The organism is Rhizobium sp. BK316, from assembly GCF_014193695.1.
Lineage (GTDB): Bacteria > Pseudomonadota > Alphaproteobacteria > Rhizobiales > Rhizobiaceae > Rhizobium.
Genome location: NZ_JACHZR010000003.1, coordinates 639,912 through 654,497, shown reverse-complemented (window position 1 = coordinate 654,497; position 14,586 = coordinate 639,912). Strand labels below are relative to the sequence as shown.

Below are 14,586 nucleotides of genomic sequence, written 5' to 3'. Positions count from 1 at the left end.
ACAGCCCTGTTAGGCCGACCTTTTTGCTGGCCGGAATTATTGTGCCTGGATGCCCGGCACCTGGTCGAAATTGAGTTGCCCGGGCTGCGGCACAGAACGGCGTGCGGCCTCGGCCTCTGCAGCAGCCCTCGCCTGTGCCTCCGCTTCCGCTTTGGCCTTCGCTTCGGCGGCAGCCTTGGCCTCGGCTTCGGCCTTGCGCTCGGCAGCCTGCTGTGCGAGCGCCCGCAGCCGCTCTTCCTCGGCCTTTCGCTGCCGCTCGATTTCAGCAGCCGCAACGCGCTGGGCATCATTGAAGCGATAGAGCGCCACTTCGCGCCGCAGTCGCTGCTTTTCCAGGACATTGGCCTGCAGCCGCTCGACACGCCGCCGCTCGCGTTCGAAGGCGCGCAGCGAGAGAAAGCTGGTGATATCGGTCACATCCATCGTCTTGCCGGGTGAAGCGAGCAGGCCGGAGAAGTTCAGCCGGATGCCCGGCTCCCCGCCCGACAGTGCCTCCGCGCCCGGATTGAGGTTGATACCAAGCGTCGCGCTGATACGCTCCTGCGGCAGCTCGATCTGCGCATCGGCTGTCAGACGCGCGAGATCGTTGGCGACGCTGACATTCTGGACCCGCAGCGTGCCGTCCGTAACGTTGAAGGGAATGCCGAGCGGCGGCAGCTTCGCCTCGCCATTATTCAGCAGCGTCTCGACGATCGGATGTATCTTGCCGGCATTGATCTGATCCTGCATCGGATCGGTGGCGGCCAAGAGCGGCGCCAGGATCGCGAGGTTCAGCCCGCGAACGCTCGTCTCGCCGAGCCGGATTTCGCCCGAGCCGTTCAGCGAGCTCGCAATTTCCGCAACCGTCTTGCCCGAAGCTTCGAGCGACAGCGACATGCCGAACTTGCCGTTGGCGACAGGCGCACCGTCGCGCGACCAGACGACACCGGCGAGATCGGAATCGGCAAGCGCCAGCCGCGTCTGCAGGAAACCCGTGCCGTTGGCATTGGTAAAGAGCATATTGCCCGAAAGCGCGCCGCCGTCCCAATTGCCGGCCATGTTGTTGAGCTGCAGTTCGTCGCCCTTGTAGGCGACATCGGAGGTGAAATCATTGACAGCCGTACTGAAAAGCCCCGGCCAGAACTGCTTGGCGGTGAGCTTCAGATTGACGTCGAGATCGCGGAAAAGCGGCTGGCCGAGTGCTGCCGTCGTTAGCTGGCCGTTGGATGGATCGTTGATCTGGCCGAATACAGCCTCGCCAAGCCAGCCGAGATCGGCCTTGGAAAGCGCAAGCGTGCCGCTCGCCGCCGTCTTTGCCGCCTTGCGGTCGAAGGTCAGAGCGCCGGCGAACTCATTGTCAGCCGCGTGCCCGTTGAGATCGGCCAGCACCACCTTGTCGGCATCGATGGTCGCATTGGTCTGAAGCTTGAAGGGCAGTCCGGTGCCGAGATCGGGCAGCGCAATACCGATCATGACGAGATACGGGTCGAGATCCGCACTTTCGAGCGAGACGGCGACATTGCCGTTCATGAAGCTGTCGGGCCGCACATCGACCTTGCCGTTCGCCGTGAACGAGGTCCGGTCTGTGGCGAAGGTCAGCGCGGCATCGGCCGGATCATTGCCCGCTGCCGTTACCTTCAGCGTCATGCGGCCGTTGGCGCCGGCATCGACCGGCAGCGGATCGAGACCCGCCTGGCCGAAGAGGATCGACGGGACGGCGTTGTCGAGCGTCGCCTCCAGCGTCGTCGTACCGTTGCCGGTCAGCGCCAGAAGGTCGGACATGCGGTAATCGAGATTGACGCGGCTGCCGTTCGAAACGCCAGCCAGCGTCACCGCCAGCGCATTGTCGTCATCGCCGCCCAGCGTCACCGCGCCACGCAGCGCCGTGTTGCCATACCAGCCGGCATTGCGCACCAGCCGATCCATCACAGGGTGATGCGGCAGGTGCTCGCGCAGCATGGCGAAGAAGGGGCCGGGATCGGCGGCCTTGAAGGTGATCTCGCCGGTGCCCTTGTAGTCAAGCAGCGATCCCTCCGCCTTGCCCGTCGCCGTCAGTTCGGCACCCGCAAGGTTCTTGATCGACAAATGGTCGACGGAAAGCGCCCCGTCGGCAAGCGTAAAGGTCGTTTCGACATTATCGGCCTGCACGCCGAAGGCCGTGAACTTGTCCGCCGTGAGCTGTGCAGCAATCTTGTGGTCGAGCACGTTGTCGCCGACATCCTGCCCGGTAAAAAGGCCGGTCAGGGCGCGCAGCGCATCGAGATCGAGCGCATCGCCATTCAGTGCGACGGAAAGCGACGGTGTCTGGCCCTCGATCGCCTGCCGCTCCAGCCGTCCCTTCAGCGTCGCAGCACCGATTGCGATCTCCAGGTTCTCGAAACGCTGCAGATCATGCGTCAGGCTGACATTGGCGGAGAAACCGGCCTGCCTGAGCTGGCGGATCGCCGGATCGACCGATCCGGACAGCCAGGAGGCAAGTCCGGTCGGCTGGTTGGAGGCGACGACCATCTGGCCGTTGAAGGACGGATCGCCAATGAGCGTCAGCTTGCCCTTGCCTTCCACCTGCGTGCGGCCGGGCAGCGTGCCGACGGCATTGTCGATCATCCAGCCATTGCCGGCGGGCCGCAGTTCCAATGCCACGTCGCGGATCGTCGTATCGCCGGCAACGATGGCAGGCAGGCGCACGGTCGCCTTGCCGGGCACCTGCGGGATCGGCACCTGGCCGATGATTTCGATCAGCGAATTCAGCCTCTGGCGCGCCGAAACCGCCGGATCGCGATTGGTCTTGCCAGCCGCCCCCTGGTTGCCGATACGGTTGACGTCGATCTGCTGGCCATCGGCGGTCAGCAGGAATTCCGGCGCCGTACCGGTGTCCAGCGTCGCTTCGCCCGTGATCACATAGGGGTCGTCGGTCGAGCCGACTTCCATGCGATATTCGGGAATGCGGATGCGGTCGTTGGTGAGCTCGAAACGGCCCTTGAGGCGCGGCGGCGGTGCCTCTCCCTTTTCAGTCTTGCCCTCGCGGTTTTCAATCGCCGCAGACAGCGTGCCCTGATAGTTCGGCCGGCTGTCGACCAGCTTCAGCTCGCCGTCGAGATCGATGGTAACCGGATGTTTGTCAGGCGCGAGCCGGGTGCGTGCGCGCAGCACGCCGTTTTCGTCCGGCTGATTGCTGGAGATCGAAAAGCTGCCATGCTCGCCGTCGAGCGCGCCGTCGCCCTCGATGCGCCATGGACCGGCGAGCGACTTCGCCGACATCTCGGCATTGAGCCCCGTCACATGCCGCGAACGGCCGGACTGGTCGTCGACGAATTCGATCTCGCCGCCGCTGACATGCACATTTTCCAGAACGACGGTCTTGGCCGGAATTTCCGGCTGGCTGCCGCGCATCCAGTCCAGCGAGCCGTCCTTCAGAAGCCGCAGCCGCACCTTGGGGTTGACGACGCGCATGTCGAAGATCAGCGCCTCGCCGGAAAGGAAAGGCGCAAGCTCGGCATCCATGGAGAATTGCTCGACCTGCACGACCGGCTTGCCGTCCTCCTCCTGGCCGACGCGCACGTCATGCAGCGTCACGGACGGAAACGGCAGAAGCCGTGCGTCGACCGTGCCGTGCACCGTCACCTTCTTGCCGATGATGCGGCTTGCCTGATCCTCGAAATTCATCCGGAAATCCGTCCAGTCGATGAACAGCGGTGCCAGCAGCGCCACGAAGAGCACTACGACGATCACTCCTCCTAGAAAGACGAGGAACCGGCCTACCAAGTCAGGGATTCTCCATTCGGGATTCTGTTGCCGACACTAGCGCTATTCATGCAGGGGGCAAGGGCCAAGATCATGAGATTGTTCCATTTTCAGCCCAGATGAAAAATCTTGCCGGGATTGAAGATATTGTCGGGATCGAGCGAGCGTTTGATCTGGCGCATCAGATCCACCGTACCGCCGAGCTCCTGCTCCAGAAATGCCATCTTCCCCTGTCCTATCCCATGTTCGCCGGTGCATGTCCCGTCCATTGCCAGCGCCCGCGCGTTCAGCCGGGCGACAAAATCCTCAGCCGTGGCGATTCCCGCGGCACTCTTGTCGTCGAACAATAGCTGCACATGGAAGTTCCCGTCGCCCGCATGACCGACGATCGGCGCCAGCAAACCATTTGCTTCGATATCCGCCTGCGTTTCGGCAACACAATCCGCAAGCCGCGATATCGGAACACAAACATCGGTCGAAAGTACGGCAAGGCCGGGTGCGAGCGCGCGCACCGACCAATAGGCATCATGGCGCGCCTTCCAGAGCTTGGTGCGCTCCTCCGGGCTTGCCGTCCACTTGAATTCGCCGCCGCCGCATTCGGCCGCGATCTCGGCGAAGGCGGCCGATTGCAGCGCCACCGTTTCATCCGTGCCATGGAATTCGAGGAAAAGCGCCGGGCTCTCCTTATAGGGAAGGCCGGCATAGGCAATGCTGGCGCGCATCTGCAGCGCATCGACGAGCTCGATGCGTGCCACCGGAATGCCCATCTGGATCGTCATGATGACGGCATCGCAGGCCGCCTTCACGCTCGGGAAAGCACACACACCTCCGGCGATCTTCTGCGGAATGCCGTGCAGGCGCAGCGTCACCGAGGTCAGGATGCCGAGCGTTCCCTCAGCGCCCACGAAAAGCCGTGTCAGATCGTAGCCGGCCGAAGATTTGCGGGCGCGGCGCGCCGTGCGGATTTCCTCGCCTGATGCGGTGACGGCAGTCACCGCAAGCACATTGTCCTTCATCGTGCCGTAACGCACGGCATTGGTGCCGGAAGCCCGCGTCGAGGTCATACCGCCGATCGAGGCATTGGCGCCGGGATCGATCGGGAAGAACAGGCCGGTATCGCGCAGATGGATGTTCAATGCCTCGCGGGTGATGCCGGGCTCGACCGTGCAGTCGAGATCGTCAGGATTGACCTCGAGCACCCGGTTCATCCGGCTGAAATCGATGGAAATGCCTCCATTCGGCGCGTTGACTTGGCCCTCAAGCGAAGAGCCGGTACCGAAGCCGATGACCGGCACTTTGTGATCGGCACAGACCCGCACAGCGGCCTTCACATCGTCAGCCGTCTCGGCAAAGAGCACCCCGTCGGGCAACTGAGCGGGAATATAGGTGGTCGTATGTGCATGCTGGGCGCGAAAAGCCTGGCCGGTCTGGAAGCGCTCTCCGAAGCGCTGTTTCAGGATACCGGTGACGGCTTCGATGCCCACCTCGTTTCGCACCCCGGCCTTTGCGTCGCGCAGCGCCATGCCCTTGATCTCCCTACATTCCACAGCCTGCTACAGCATCTGTAGCAGGCCGGGTATGAGGCAAGTCAAAGCGGCTGTCCAGCCAAGATTAGGGAAGATTTCATCCCATCTTTGTTGCAGGGACAGCAGGCGGGTTGAGCCGGGCAAAACCCTCCTGCCGATAGTAAGGAAAATAGGGATAAGGCGGCGTCACGGCACTGACCGTATCCAGCCGTCTGATCTGCTCCGCCGTCAGACTCCAGCCGACGGATCCGAGATTTTGCCTGAGCTGATCCTCGTTGCGCGCGCCGATGATGACGCTTGAGACCGTCGGCCGGCCGATCAGCCAGTTGATGGCGATCTGCGGGACGGTCTTGCCGGTCTCCTCGGCAATCTCGTCCAGCACATCGACAATATCGAAGAGCTTCTCGTCATCTACGGGCGGGCCATATTCAGCCGTCTGGTGCAGGCGGCTCCCCTCCGGCAGGGCCACGCCACGGCGGATCTTGCCTGTCAGCCGGCCCCAGGCAAGCGGGCTCCAGACCAGCGCCCCTACCTGCTGGTCGGCGGCAAGCGGCATCAGCTCCCATTCGTAATCCCGCCCGGCGAGCGAATAATAGACCTGGTGCGCGACATAACGCGGGTAGCCGTAACGCTCGGAAATACCGAGCGCTTTCATCAGTTGCCAGCCGGAGAAATTGGAAACGCCGACATAACGAACCTTGCCTGACGCAACGAGCGCGTCGAACGCCGAAAGCACTTCCTCCACCGGCGTCGAGGCATCGAAGGCGTGAAGCTGCAAGAGGTCGATATAGTCGGTGCCGAGCCGCTGCAGCGCATCCTCGGTCGCGCGGATCAGCCGTGCCCGCGAGGTGCCCCAGTCATCAGGCCCCTCGCCCATCGGCAGAGCCGTCTTGGTCGAGATCAGCACCGCATCGCGCCGGCCGGAAATCGCCTGCCCCAGCACCTCCTCTGACGCGCCAGCCGAATAAACGTCCGCCGTATCGAACAGCCTCACGCCTGCCTCCAGGCAAATATCCACCATCCGGCGCGCTTCCTCGGCATTGGTCGTACCCCAGGCGCCGAAGAGCGGCCCGCTGCCACCAAAAGTGCCGGCCCCAAAGCTCAGCACCGGCACCCTGAGCCCCGATGCGCCGAGATTTCTGTATTCCATGATCCAATCTCCTGTTTTCTGAAGAGATAGACCCGGCCAGCGCTGTGATATAGATTGCCTCAGAGCATATCATCTGTGATTTGAATTCATCATGAGCCGTCAAGACATCAATCGATCCGGCGAAATGGAAGTCTTCGTCAGCGTCGTCGAGCGCGGCGGCTTCTCTGCTGCTGCATTGGCGCGCCGCATGACGCCATCCGCCGTCAGCAAACTGGTCGCACGGCTGGAAACAAGGCTCGGCGCCCGCCTCGTCAACCGCTCGACGCGCAAGCTGCAGCTCACGCCTGAAGGCTGCGCCTTCTATGAGCGCAGTGTGGCAATCCTCGCCAACATATCGGAGGCCGAACGCTTTGCCTCGGCCGGCGAACAGGCGGCCGGCCGCATCAGCATCAACACCAGCGGCTCCTTCGGCAATCATGTTCTGGCGCCACTGGTCCCCGCTTTCATGGCCGAGCATCCGGATGTCACCCTCGATATCACCCATACCGACAGGGTGGTCGACCTTCTGGAAGAGCGTGCCGATGTCGCAATCCGCGCCGGCCCGCTGAAGACATCGAGCCTGATTGCCCGCAAGCTGGGTGCTGCCAGAAAGACCATCGTCGCCTCGCCCGACTATCTGAAACAACGCGGCGAACCACACTCAGCCACCGATCTGCACGATCATTGCCGCATTGGCTTTTCCTATGCCCGCGCGCTGGAGGGCTGGCCGATCCTCGATGGCGGTGAGACGATCTCCCTTCCGCTCACATCAGGCCTGCAGGTCGGCGATGGTGAGGCCATGCGTTATCTCGCGCTCTCGGGCGCCGGCCTTGCGCGTATGACCGAGTTCACCGTGCGCGCCGATATCGCCGCCGGCCGCCTCGTTCCTGTGCTGGAAAAGCGCAATCCCGGTGATGTCGAAGAGTTCTACGCCGTCTATATCGGCCAGGGCGGGCCACTGCCGGCACGCGTTCGTGCCCTGCTGGATTTCCTGGCAAGACACGTCAGGCTTTAAAGCCAGAAAGGCCAGATTCCGCAATTGACCCCTTGGGCGCCCCGCGCCTATACCGGGCTTGCGCTTGCCGGCCCTCGCAGCCGGCCTCTTCAGATTGCCGGGGCCTCCTCCCACCTCCGCCTTCGGGTCTGCTCCGGTCGAAAAGTTCGGGGATCACAGTTTTGGACGCAAGCAGCTTCCATCAGAAAGCGAGCCTGCCCAAATGGGCATTGCTGCTTGTTTTGTCGGCCATATCAGTCCTTTTCCTCGAACTCTTCGCCCTGCCCGCCTCGCTGCTGATTGGCCCGATGGTCGCGGCGATCGGGCTGGCGCTCACCGTCGGCAAGGGGCAGTTACGCATCCCCTACTGGCCGCTGCAGTTCGGCCAGGTGCTGGTCGGCCTCTTGATGGCGCGCAACATCACGCCCGATATCATCGGCACCATGGCGAAGGACGCGCCGCTCTTCTTCGTCTTCATCGTCTCGGTCATCGCCATCGCCGCCGGCCTCGGCTGGCTTTTGACGCGCTGGCAGGTTCTGCCCGGCACGACGGCTGTCTGGGGCTCGACGCCCGGTGGCGCCTCGGCCATGGTCATCATGTCGGAAGCCTACGGCGCCGATGCCCGCCTTGTCGCCTTCATGCAATATCTGCGCGTCGTCTTCGTCGCCGTCGGCGCCTCCGTCATCTCCCGCCTCTGGGTCGCCGCCGATGGTGAGGCGCCGCCGCCGGTGATCTTCTTCCCGCCGGTCGACTGGCCGGCCTTCGTCATGACCATCGCCTTCGCCGCCCTCTGCTGCTACGCCGTCTTCCGCTTCCGCATCCAGGGCGGCAACATCGTGGTGCCGCTGTTTGCCGGCGCGGTGCTGCAAGGCTTCGGCCTCTTGACGATCGAGCTGCCGACCTGGATCCTGGCGCTCAGCTACGCACTGATCGGCTGGAGCATCGGCCTGCGCTTCACCCGCTCGATCCTCAAACATGCCGCCCGCGCCCTGCCACGCGTTTCCGCCTCCATCATCATCCTGATGGCGCTCTGCGGCTGCATGGCGTTCGCCCTTCACACATTCGCCGGCATCGACCCGCTGACCGCCTATCTCGCAACCAGCCCGGGCGGCGCCGATTCCGTCGCCATCATCGCCGCGTCGAGCGATGTCGACGTACCCTTCGTCATGGCCATGCAGACCGGCCGCTTCCTGATCATTTTGCTGATCGGGCCGGCGCTCGCCCGCTTTATCGCCCGCCGCTCCGGCCTTACGGAGAACGCGGCTTGAGTCTGGAAACCTTCAGCCGGTGTTTTTGGTCGCAGCAACGGGCCGCAGGCGATCTGCGGCCGCGCCCCCGGTCCCCGGCCGGGCGCTTCGGGACTATGCCGCAGGCAATCGCGAATGTGCTGCTATGTGTTCGACAAGGCGAGCCGGTTCGTCTGCGACCGCCAATATGATGCCCGACTTGCGCGTGGAGGCGAAATCCAATCCGGCGAAGTAGAGACCCGGCAGGGCGGCCACGCCATCGGCGTGAACGGGCTGTCCCGCGCTGTCGAGTGCGCCGGGAAGCCTCATCCAGCTGAAATCGCCCCTGAAGCCTGCGCACCACACCACGCTTGTTATGCCGGACAGAGATAGATCGAGCGAGCCGATCGCCGGGTTCGTCTGACGCATTGCGACGGTCTCCGCCGGATCGGGCTCGGCAGCGGGTGCATCGATGCCGGCGCGGCTGATATAGTCGTCAATATAACGTTTGACGTTTTCAGAGGATTCGTCCGCGAAGCGCGCATTCGCCTCGAGGTCGCCGGCGAAAGAGAGACGGCCGTCATCCTCTACGCCGGTGAACCGCCCGAGCAGCACTACACCCAGGGCGCTGAGCGCCTGAAGGCTGATCGTCCGCAGCGACCCGAGCACGCCACGCGGCGGGATACGTCCCGCAAGCCGAATGACCTCCTCTCGCCGCACATCGAGAAACCCGCTTTCAAGCAGCCACACCATGATATCGCGGCCCCGGTAGCGCCGCGGCAACCGTCCGACGCGGCTGGTAGCGAGGAAGACCGTTCTGCCCGCCTCCGCCAGTTCTTCGGCGATCTGCGCGCCCGATTGGCCGCTCCCGACCACCAGCACAGCCCCCTCGGGCAGATCCTGAGCGTTGCGATAACCGGAAGCGTCGATCTGGCGGAGTGCGGGCGGCAACGCGGTTGCCCAAGCCGGACGCACCGGACAATTCAGGCTGCCGCTCGCGACGATCACGTTGCGCGCCCGAAACGTGCCGCGAGAGCTGGCTAGCCGATAGGCGCCGTGCTCGTGCATGAGTTCGCTGACGTCGGTGTCCGGTTCGATCGGCAGCACGTTACGCCCTACGAAATCCTCAAGGAGAGCGACAAACTCGTCGCGGGTCATGGCACCTTCGGGATCCGGGCCGTCATAGCGGTCGCCGGGCATGACGGTCTGCACATTGGGCGTATTCATCCGAAAGGTATCCCACCGCTGCGTGCGTCACGTCTCCCCTATGCGGCCGCGCTCCAACACCCTGTGGCGCAAGCCCCGTCTTGCCAGCCAGTAGCTGACGCCGAGGCCGGCCCAGCCGGCCCCGATGACGACAGCATCAAGAACATCGACACTATCATCCATCTGCTGCGGTGATTTCATGATCGCCCCTCTGCAATCCCGCCTTCCCCGCACAGCATTAAGCCTTGTCCGCTGCGATGAGTCCAGCCGGATTGGAGGGCGAACCCGCCCGATACGACACAAATCGCTGCACCGTATTCCAGGGCTTCGGCCTCCTGCGGATCGAGCTGTCGACCTGGGTCCGGCGCCGAGCCATGCCCTGATCGGCCGGAGCACAGGCTTGCGCAAAACCTGGCATGGGGCCTGCGCGAAAATGCGTCGAGCAAGCGGAGATGAAGCACCGGCGCTTCAGCGCGCCGGTGCTTCGGCTCACGCCACCAGACCCTTGGTCAGTTCGAGCGCCTGCCGCTCGAACAGCCGGCGATAGATGCCGTTGTTGAGCCGGATGAGCGCTTGATGGTCGCCCTCTTCGACGATCATCCCCCTGTCGAACACCAGCAGTCGATCCAGCGCCCGCACCGTCGAAAGGCGGTGGGCGATGACAAGCGTCGTGCGGCCGTCCATCAGGCGCTCCATGGCCTGCTGGATCTGCACTTCGCTCTCGCTGTCGAGACTCGAGGTCGCCTCGTCCAGGATCAGCACCGGCGCATCGGCGAGAAATGCGCGCGCGATGGCGACACGCTGACGCTCGCCGCCCGAGAGCTTCACGCCGCGCTCGCCCACCATCGTCTCATAGCCCTTCGGCAGGTCCATGATGAACCGATGGGCGCTCGCCTGCTTTGCCGCGTTCTCGATCTCGCGCCTGGATGCGTTCGGCCGGCCATAGGCGATGTTTTCGGCGAGCGTGCGGTGAAACAGGATAGGCTCCTGCTGCACGATGGCGATCTGGCCACGCAGGCTCGATTGCGTGACCTCGGCAATATCCTGTCCGTCAATCCGGATCGCCCCCGAGTTCACGTCATAGAGGCGCTGGATGAGCTTGACGAAAGTGGTCTTGCCCGAGCCGGAATGCCCCACCAATCCGACCCGCTCCCCCGGCTTGATGATAACAGAGAAATCCTCATAGAGCGGCGTCGGATGCGCGCCATACTGGAAGGTGACGCGATCGAACACGATCTCACCTTCGCCAATCGCGATCGCCTTCGCGTTCGGCTTGTCCTCGATGCCGAGCGGCGTCTTGTCGAGCAGGACAAGCTCCTCCATGTCATTAACGGCGCGCTGCAGGTTTCTGATATCTTGCCCGACCGAGCGCAGATAACCCTGCAGGACGAAGAACATCGCCAGCACGAAGGTGATGTCGCCTGCTGTCGCCAGCCCCTGCTGCCACATGACAAGACCGGTGCCGAGAATGCCGGCCTGCATGGTGACCATCATGAAGCCCTGGATCGTGCCGTTCAGCGTCCCTCGCCTCCACGTCCGCCGCGTGCGGTTGTCCCATTTGGCGAGCACATGGCGCAGGCGCTCCTCTTCGCGCCTTTCGGCACCGAAGGCCTTCACCACCGAGTTGCAGCTGATGGCATCCGCCAAAGCGCCACCGAGTTTGGTGTCCCAGGCATTGGCAAGCTTTGCCGCCGGCGACACGAAACCCATGGAAAGCGCGACGGTCACACCGATATAAACAAGCGACCCAAAAGCCACGATCAGGCCCATGATCGGCCAATAGGTGCCGAGCACGATACTGGCGCCGACCAGCATGACGATCGACGGCAGCAGAGCGATCAGCAGCAGGTCGTTGAGGGCGTCGAGCGCCCACATGCCGCGGGTGATCTTGCGGACGGTAGAACCGGCGAAACTATTGGCATGCCAGTCCGTCGAGAACCGCTGCACCTTGTGGAAGCCGTTATTGGCGACATCAGCCATAATGCGCAGCGTCAGCCGGATGATCCCGTCGAAGATGAACCAGCGCAATGCAACGCTGGTCAGGCCAAGGGTCACAACCACGGCGAAAGCGCGGATAGCACCGCCAGCCGCATTGCCGCTGGCAATCGTGTCGACGATCTCACCGGAAAACACCGGCACGAGGACTTCGGCCAGCGTGCTGGCAATAACCAGCAGGACAATAGTGCCCACCAATGCGGGGCGATGAGTCCATTGACGAAAAACAAAACCGAGGACGTTGCGATACGCATCGGCACGGAAATCGAGCTTTTTGCGAGCCATTTTAACCAGTCCGACGCCGTTTTCGGCGGCCGGCCCCAAAATTGAGAGTTGAAGAGCACAGTCGGAGCGGGAGACAAACTGGTCCCGGCAGATCGGTCGAGCTGTGAACGAAATTAAAGCCGCATGTCGCGTTTCCCTGGCGGGCCGCGAATTGGAATGCCCTAGTGTCGGATCATTCCGGACGGGAGGACTTCGATGAATGTTGATGCCATGCAACGCCTCCTTTGTTTGATCTGCAGCGGTGGAGTTTATGTATCGGACAAATTTGATTTTGCCAACCGGATCTTTTCTACTTTATGGAGAATGATGCGAGAATGACACAACATCACGGCGTCCAAAAGAACCACGTCCCTCACCTGCATTGCATGGGTCCGCTCCTGAAATCAGGCGTGTAACGGCATGTTTTTATTGGCCTTGGCCGCGTAAGGCCGCTGAAGGCCCCGCCAGGCTTGGCAAAAAATTCCACCTAAGTCGGACAATCATCCACATGCGCGATCACCGGAAGAGTTTCCGCCGTTCCGGCCATGCTTGGCTAGCCGCGAACTCGGTTATCCCTTACATTGATCTAATGAACGTCATTGTACTGAAAAATGGATAATACAGGGCTGTCTCTCGACAGAATGCGCACTTTTGTTCGCGTTGCCGAACGAGGCAACCTGTCTACGGTGGCAAGGGAACTCGGCGTCGGTCAATCGACCGTGACACGGCACCTCAACGAACTCGAGGGCGCAGTCGGTGTGCCTCTCCTCAGCCGAACCACGCGTCGCGTGACCCTTACCGACGAAGGCAGCCGCTATTATGCGAACTGCCTTCAGGTATTACGCCTGGTCGAGCAGGCTACCGAGGAAGCCAGAAATGCCCGTCGGGCGGCCTCGGGCGCTGTCAGGCTTTCGTGCACTGCAGCGCTTGGCGTGATGCACATCACCCGCCTCATCTTCGAGTTTCAGGACCAGCATCCAGACATCAGCGTCGATCTCAACTTGACCGACGAGCGCATCGACCTGGTTCGTGAAGGCGTTGACGTGGCACTCCGGCTTGGACCTCTCACCGACAGCTCCATGAAGCTTCATGCGCTCGGAAAAAGCCATCGGCTGCTGGTTGGCGCTCCCGCTTATTTCTCCATCCATGGGCGGCCGGAGCGCCCGGACGATCTCTCGCGACATGAAACGATCATAATGTCAAATATAGCCGGGAGCGATCAGATCGCTCTCTCCTCCCGCCATGGCGCGAATTTGACGGTTCCGGTCAACGGGAAGCTGCGTGTCGATCACGGGCTTGCGGCGCGCGAAGCTTTGGCCGCAGGACGCGGCATTGGTCCCGCCCACCTTTGGCTGGTCCACGACCTCTTGGAAAACGGTCGGCTCGAAGTCGTGCTCGAAGACCATCATCCGTCGCCGGTCCCGCTAAGCCTGCTCATCGTGCCCGAGCGTTCCGCCATTGCCCGCGTTCGCCTCCTCACCGACTTTCTTGTCGCCGAGATTTCCAAACTGCCGGGAATCCGGCCATCGTGACTTAGAGCCCGAAAGATCGCTTGTCGCCGCGCCAGCCCGTAGTCCGAAGATACTGCTCCCAGTCGAGAGTATCGGGATTCAGGCGACGGCTCCATTCCAGATCACGCTCCCTACCGAAATAACCATATTCTACAGCGTACTCGACCATCCCCAGAAGTTCTTGCACGAAAAGCTCGTTGGCGGCGAACTCCGGAAAATACTGCAGCAGGCCACCCTTGGTGAAAGCATTTCGATATTCTGCCCTGAGGCCGGTTACCTCTCGGAAAATTTCGACCATCTCGCGCGGAGAGATGATATCGCCGACGATGGGCAGCGTTTTCCCGTTGTAGCGTTCGGGATTTGAGAAAATTTCGAGAACGACCGGCCCGGTCGCCGTGAGCGGATCGACAAAGGGCGCTCGAAAATCTTCAGGAAGATAGATCGGCATCACGAGCGTGTCACCTTCCATGCGTGGCGGATAATATTCGAGAAGGTTGGTGTAGAAGAACGCCAGCATGACGAAGGAATGAGAGATCGGCAGACCGCGAATATGGTCCGCAACGCGCGCCTTGTCGGTGAAGTGCGGAGCATACTTCGTCCCGCCGGAGATGGCGTCGACATTCTCGAGCGTGCTGAAAACAATATGGCCGACGCCTGCCTCGACCGCTGCATCCGCCAGTTGGCGGCCGATCGGAGCCTCTGTTGTCTCCGGCGGCATGACGGGCGGCGTCATCAGAAATGCCCCATCCGCGCCCTCGAAGGCAGCAACGCGATCCTTCTGGAAGCCAAGCTGGAGAGGGACGGTGACAATCTCAGCTCCAAGTTTCTCCAGACTTAAAGCCTCAGGCGAATCTTTTTTACGGGTTAAGGCGCGTACGCGGAAACGTTCGCTGCGAAGCAACGTCGCTGCAACGCTGCGGCCCTGTTTACTGGTTGCGCCGACAATTGCGATAAGTGGCTTATCATTTGCTGACATAGTTGTGCCTTGAACCTTTTTCCTGTCATTGACCGCCGG

10 protein-coding genes are annotated in these 14,586 nt (G+C 62.3%); 3 read left to right on the top strand and 7 right to left on the bottom strand.

The window, feature by feature from the left end:
- Positions 1–36 precede the first annotated feature (36 nt).
- The 3 genes from FHT87_RS17270 to FHT87_RS17260 all read right to left on the bottom strand — a co-directional run bounded on the left by FHT87_RS17270 (position 37) and on the right by FHT87_RS17260 (position 6,396).
- A complete protein-coding gene (locus FHT87_RS17270) occupies positions 37–3,741 on the bottom strand; it encodes an AsmA family protein (RefSeq protein ID WP_183803514.1) in 3,705 nt (1,234 codons plus the stop codon).
- 89 nt (positions 3,742–3,830) lie between these two features.
- A complete protein-coding gene (locus tag FHT87_RS17265) occupies positions 3,831–5,243 on the bottom strand; it encodes an FAD-linked oxidase C-terminal domain-containing protein (protein ID WP_183803511.1) in 1,413 nt (470 codons plus the stop codon).
- Between the two features lie 100 nt (positions 5,244–5,343).
- A complete protein-coding gene (locus FHT87_RS17260) occupies positions 5,344–6,396 on the bottom strand; it encodes an aldo/keto reductase (RefSeq protein ID WP_183736006.1) in 1,053 nt (350 codons plus the stop codon).
- A 91-nt stretch (positions 6,397–6,487) separates the two neighbouring features.
- On the opposite strand from FHT87_RS17260, the gene FHT87_RS17255 reads away from it, so the two are divergent.
- Positions 6,488–7,390, top strand: coding sequence for a LysR family transcriptional regulator (locus FHT87_RS17255; RefSeq protein ID WP_183736005.1), 903 nt, complete (start codon positions 6,488–6,490; stop codon positions 7,388–7,390).
- 152 nt (positions 7,391–7,542) lie between these two features.
- Positions 7,543–8,637 carry an AbrB family transcriptional regulator gene (locus FHT87_RS17250; protein ID WP_183804018.1) on the top strand — a complete coding sequence of 365 codons (1,095 nt, stop codon included), beginning with the start codon at positions 7,543–7,545 and terminating at the stop codon, positions 8,635–8,637.
- Between the two features lie 93 nt (positions 8,638–8,730).
- Here the strand turns inward: FHT87_RS17250 and FHT87_RS17245 are convergent, their stop codons facing one another.
- The 3 genes from FHT87_RS17245 to FHT87_RS17240 form a co-directional block, all read right to left on the bottom strand.
- Positions 8,731–9,822 (bottom strand): NAD(P)-binding domain-containing protein, encoded by a 1,092-nt coding sequence (locus tag FHT87_RS17245; RefSeq protein ID WP_348649375.1) that lies wholly within the window; start codon positions 9,820–9,822, stop codon positions 8,731–8,733.
- Positions 9,823–9,849: 27 nt separating this feature from the next.
- Positions 9,850–10,002, bottom strand: a complete 153-nt coding sequence (locus FHT87_RS31545; RefSeq protein WP_348649374.1) for an FAD-dependent oxidoreductase — start codon at positions 10,000–10,002, stop codon at positions 9,850–9,852.
- 288 nt (positions 10,003–10,290) lie between these two features.
- A complete protein-coding gene (locus FHT87_RS17240; RefSeq protein ID WP_183803508.1) occupies positions 10,291–12,081 on the bottom strand; it encodes an ABC transporter ATP-binding protein in 1,791 nt (596 codons plus the stop codon).
- A 590-nt stretch (positions 12,082–12,671) separates the two neighbouring features.
- On the opposite strand from FHT87_RS17240, the gene FHT87_RS17235 reads away from it, so the two are divergent.
- Positions 12,672–13,592 carry a LysR family transcriptional regulator gene (locus FHT87_RS17235; RefSeq protein WP_183803505.1) on the top strand — a complete coding sequence of 307 codons (921 nt, stop codon included), beginning with the start codon at positions 12,672–12,674 and terminating at the stop codon, positions 13,590–13,592.
- Position 13,593: 1 nt separating this feature from the next.
- Here FHT87_RS17235 and FHT87_RS17230 read toward each other — a convergent pair whose 3' ends face one another.
- On the bottom strand, positions 13,594–14,547 hold the full coding sequence (locus FHT87_RS17230) for an NmrA/HSCARG family protein (protein ID WP_183804015.1): 954 nt from the start codon (positions 14,545–14,547) through the stop codon (positions 13,594–13,596).
- Positions 14,548–14,586: the final 39 nt, after the last annotated feature.

Bases quoted from the DNA above. Each gene is read 5' to 3' on its own strand.
- FHT87_RS17265 (WP_183803511.1), bottom strand. From the start codon at position 5,243: ATGGCGCTGCGCGACGCAAAGGCCGGGGTGCGAAACGAGGTGGGCATC.
- FHT87_RS17260 (WP_183736006.1), bottom strand. From the start codon at position 6,396: ATGGAATACAGAAATCTCGGCGCATCGGGGCTCAGGGTGCCGGTGCTG.
- FHT87_RS17255 (WP_183736005.1), top strand. From the start codon at position 6,488: ATGAGCCGTCAAGACATCAATCGATCCGGCGAAATGGAAGTCTTCGTC.
- FHT87_RS17245 (WP_348649375.1), bottom strand. From the start codon at position 9,822: ATGAATACGCCCAATGTGCAGACCGTCATGCCCGGCGACCGCTATGAC.
- FHT87_RS31545 (WP_348649374.1), bottom strand. From the start codon at position 10,002: ATGAAATCACCGCAGCAGATGGATGATAGTGTCGATGTTCTTGATGCT.
- FHT87_RS17240 (WP_183803508.1), bottom strand. From the start codon at position 12,081: ATGGCTCGCAAAAAGCTCGATTTCCGTGCCGATGCGTATCGCAACGTC.
- FHT87_RS17235 (WP_183803505.1), top strand. From the start codon at position 12,672: ATGGATAATACAGGGCTGTCTCTCGACAGAATGCGCACTTTTGTTCGC.
- FHT87_RS17230 (WP_183804015.1), bottom strand. From the start codon at position 14,547: ATGTCAGCAAATGATAAGCCACTTATCGCAATTGTCGGCGCAACCAGT.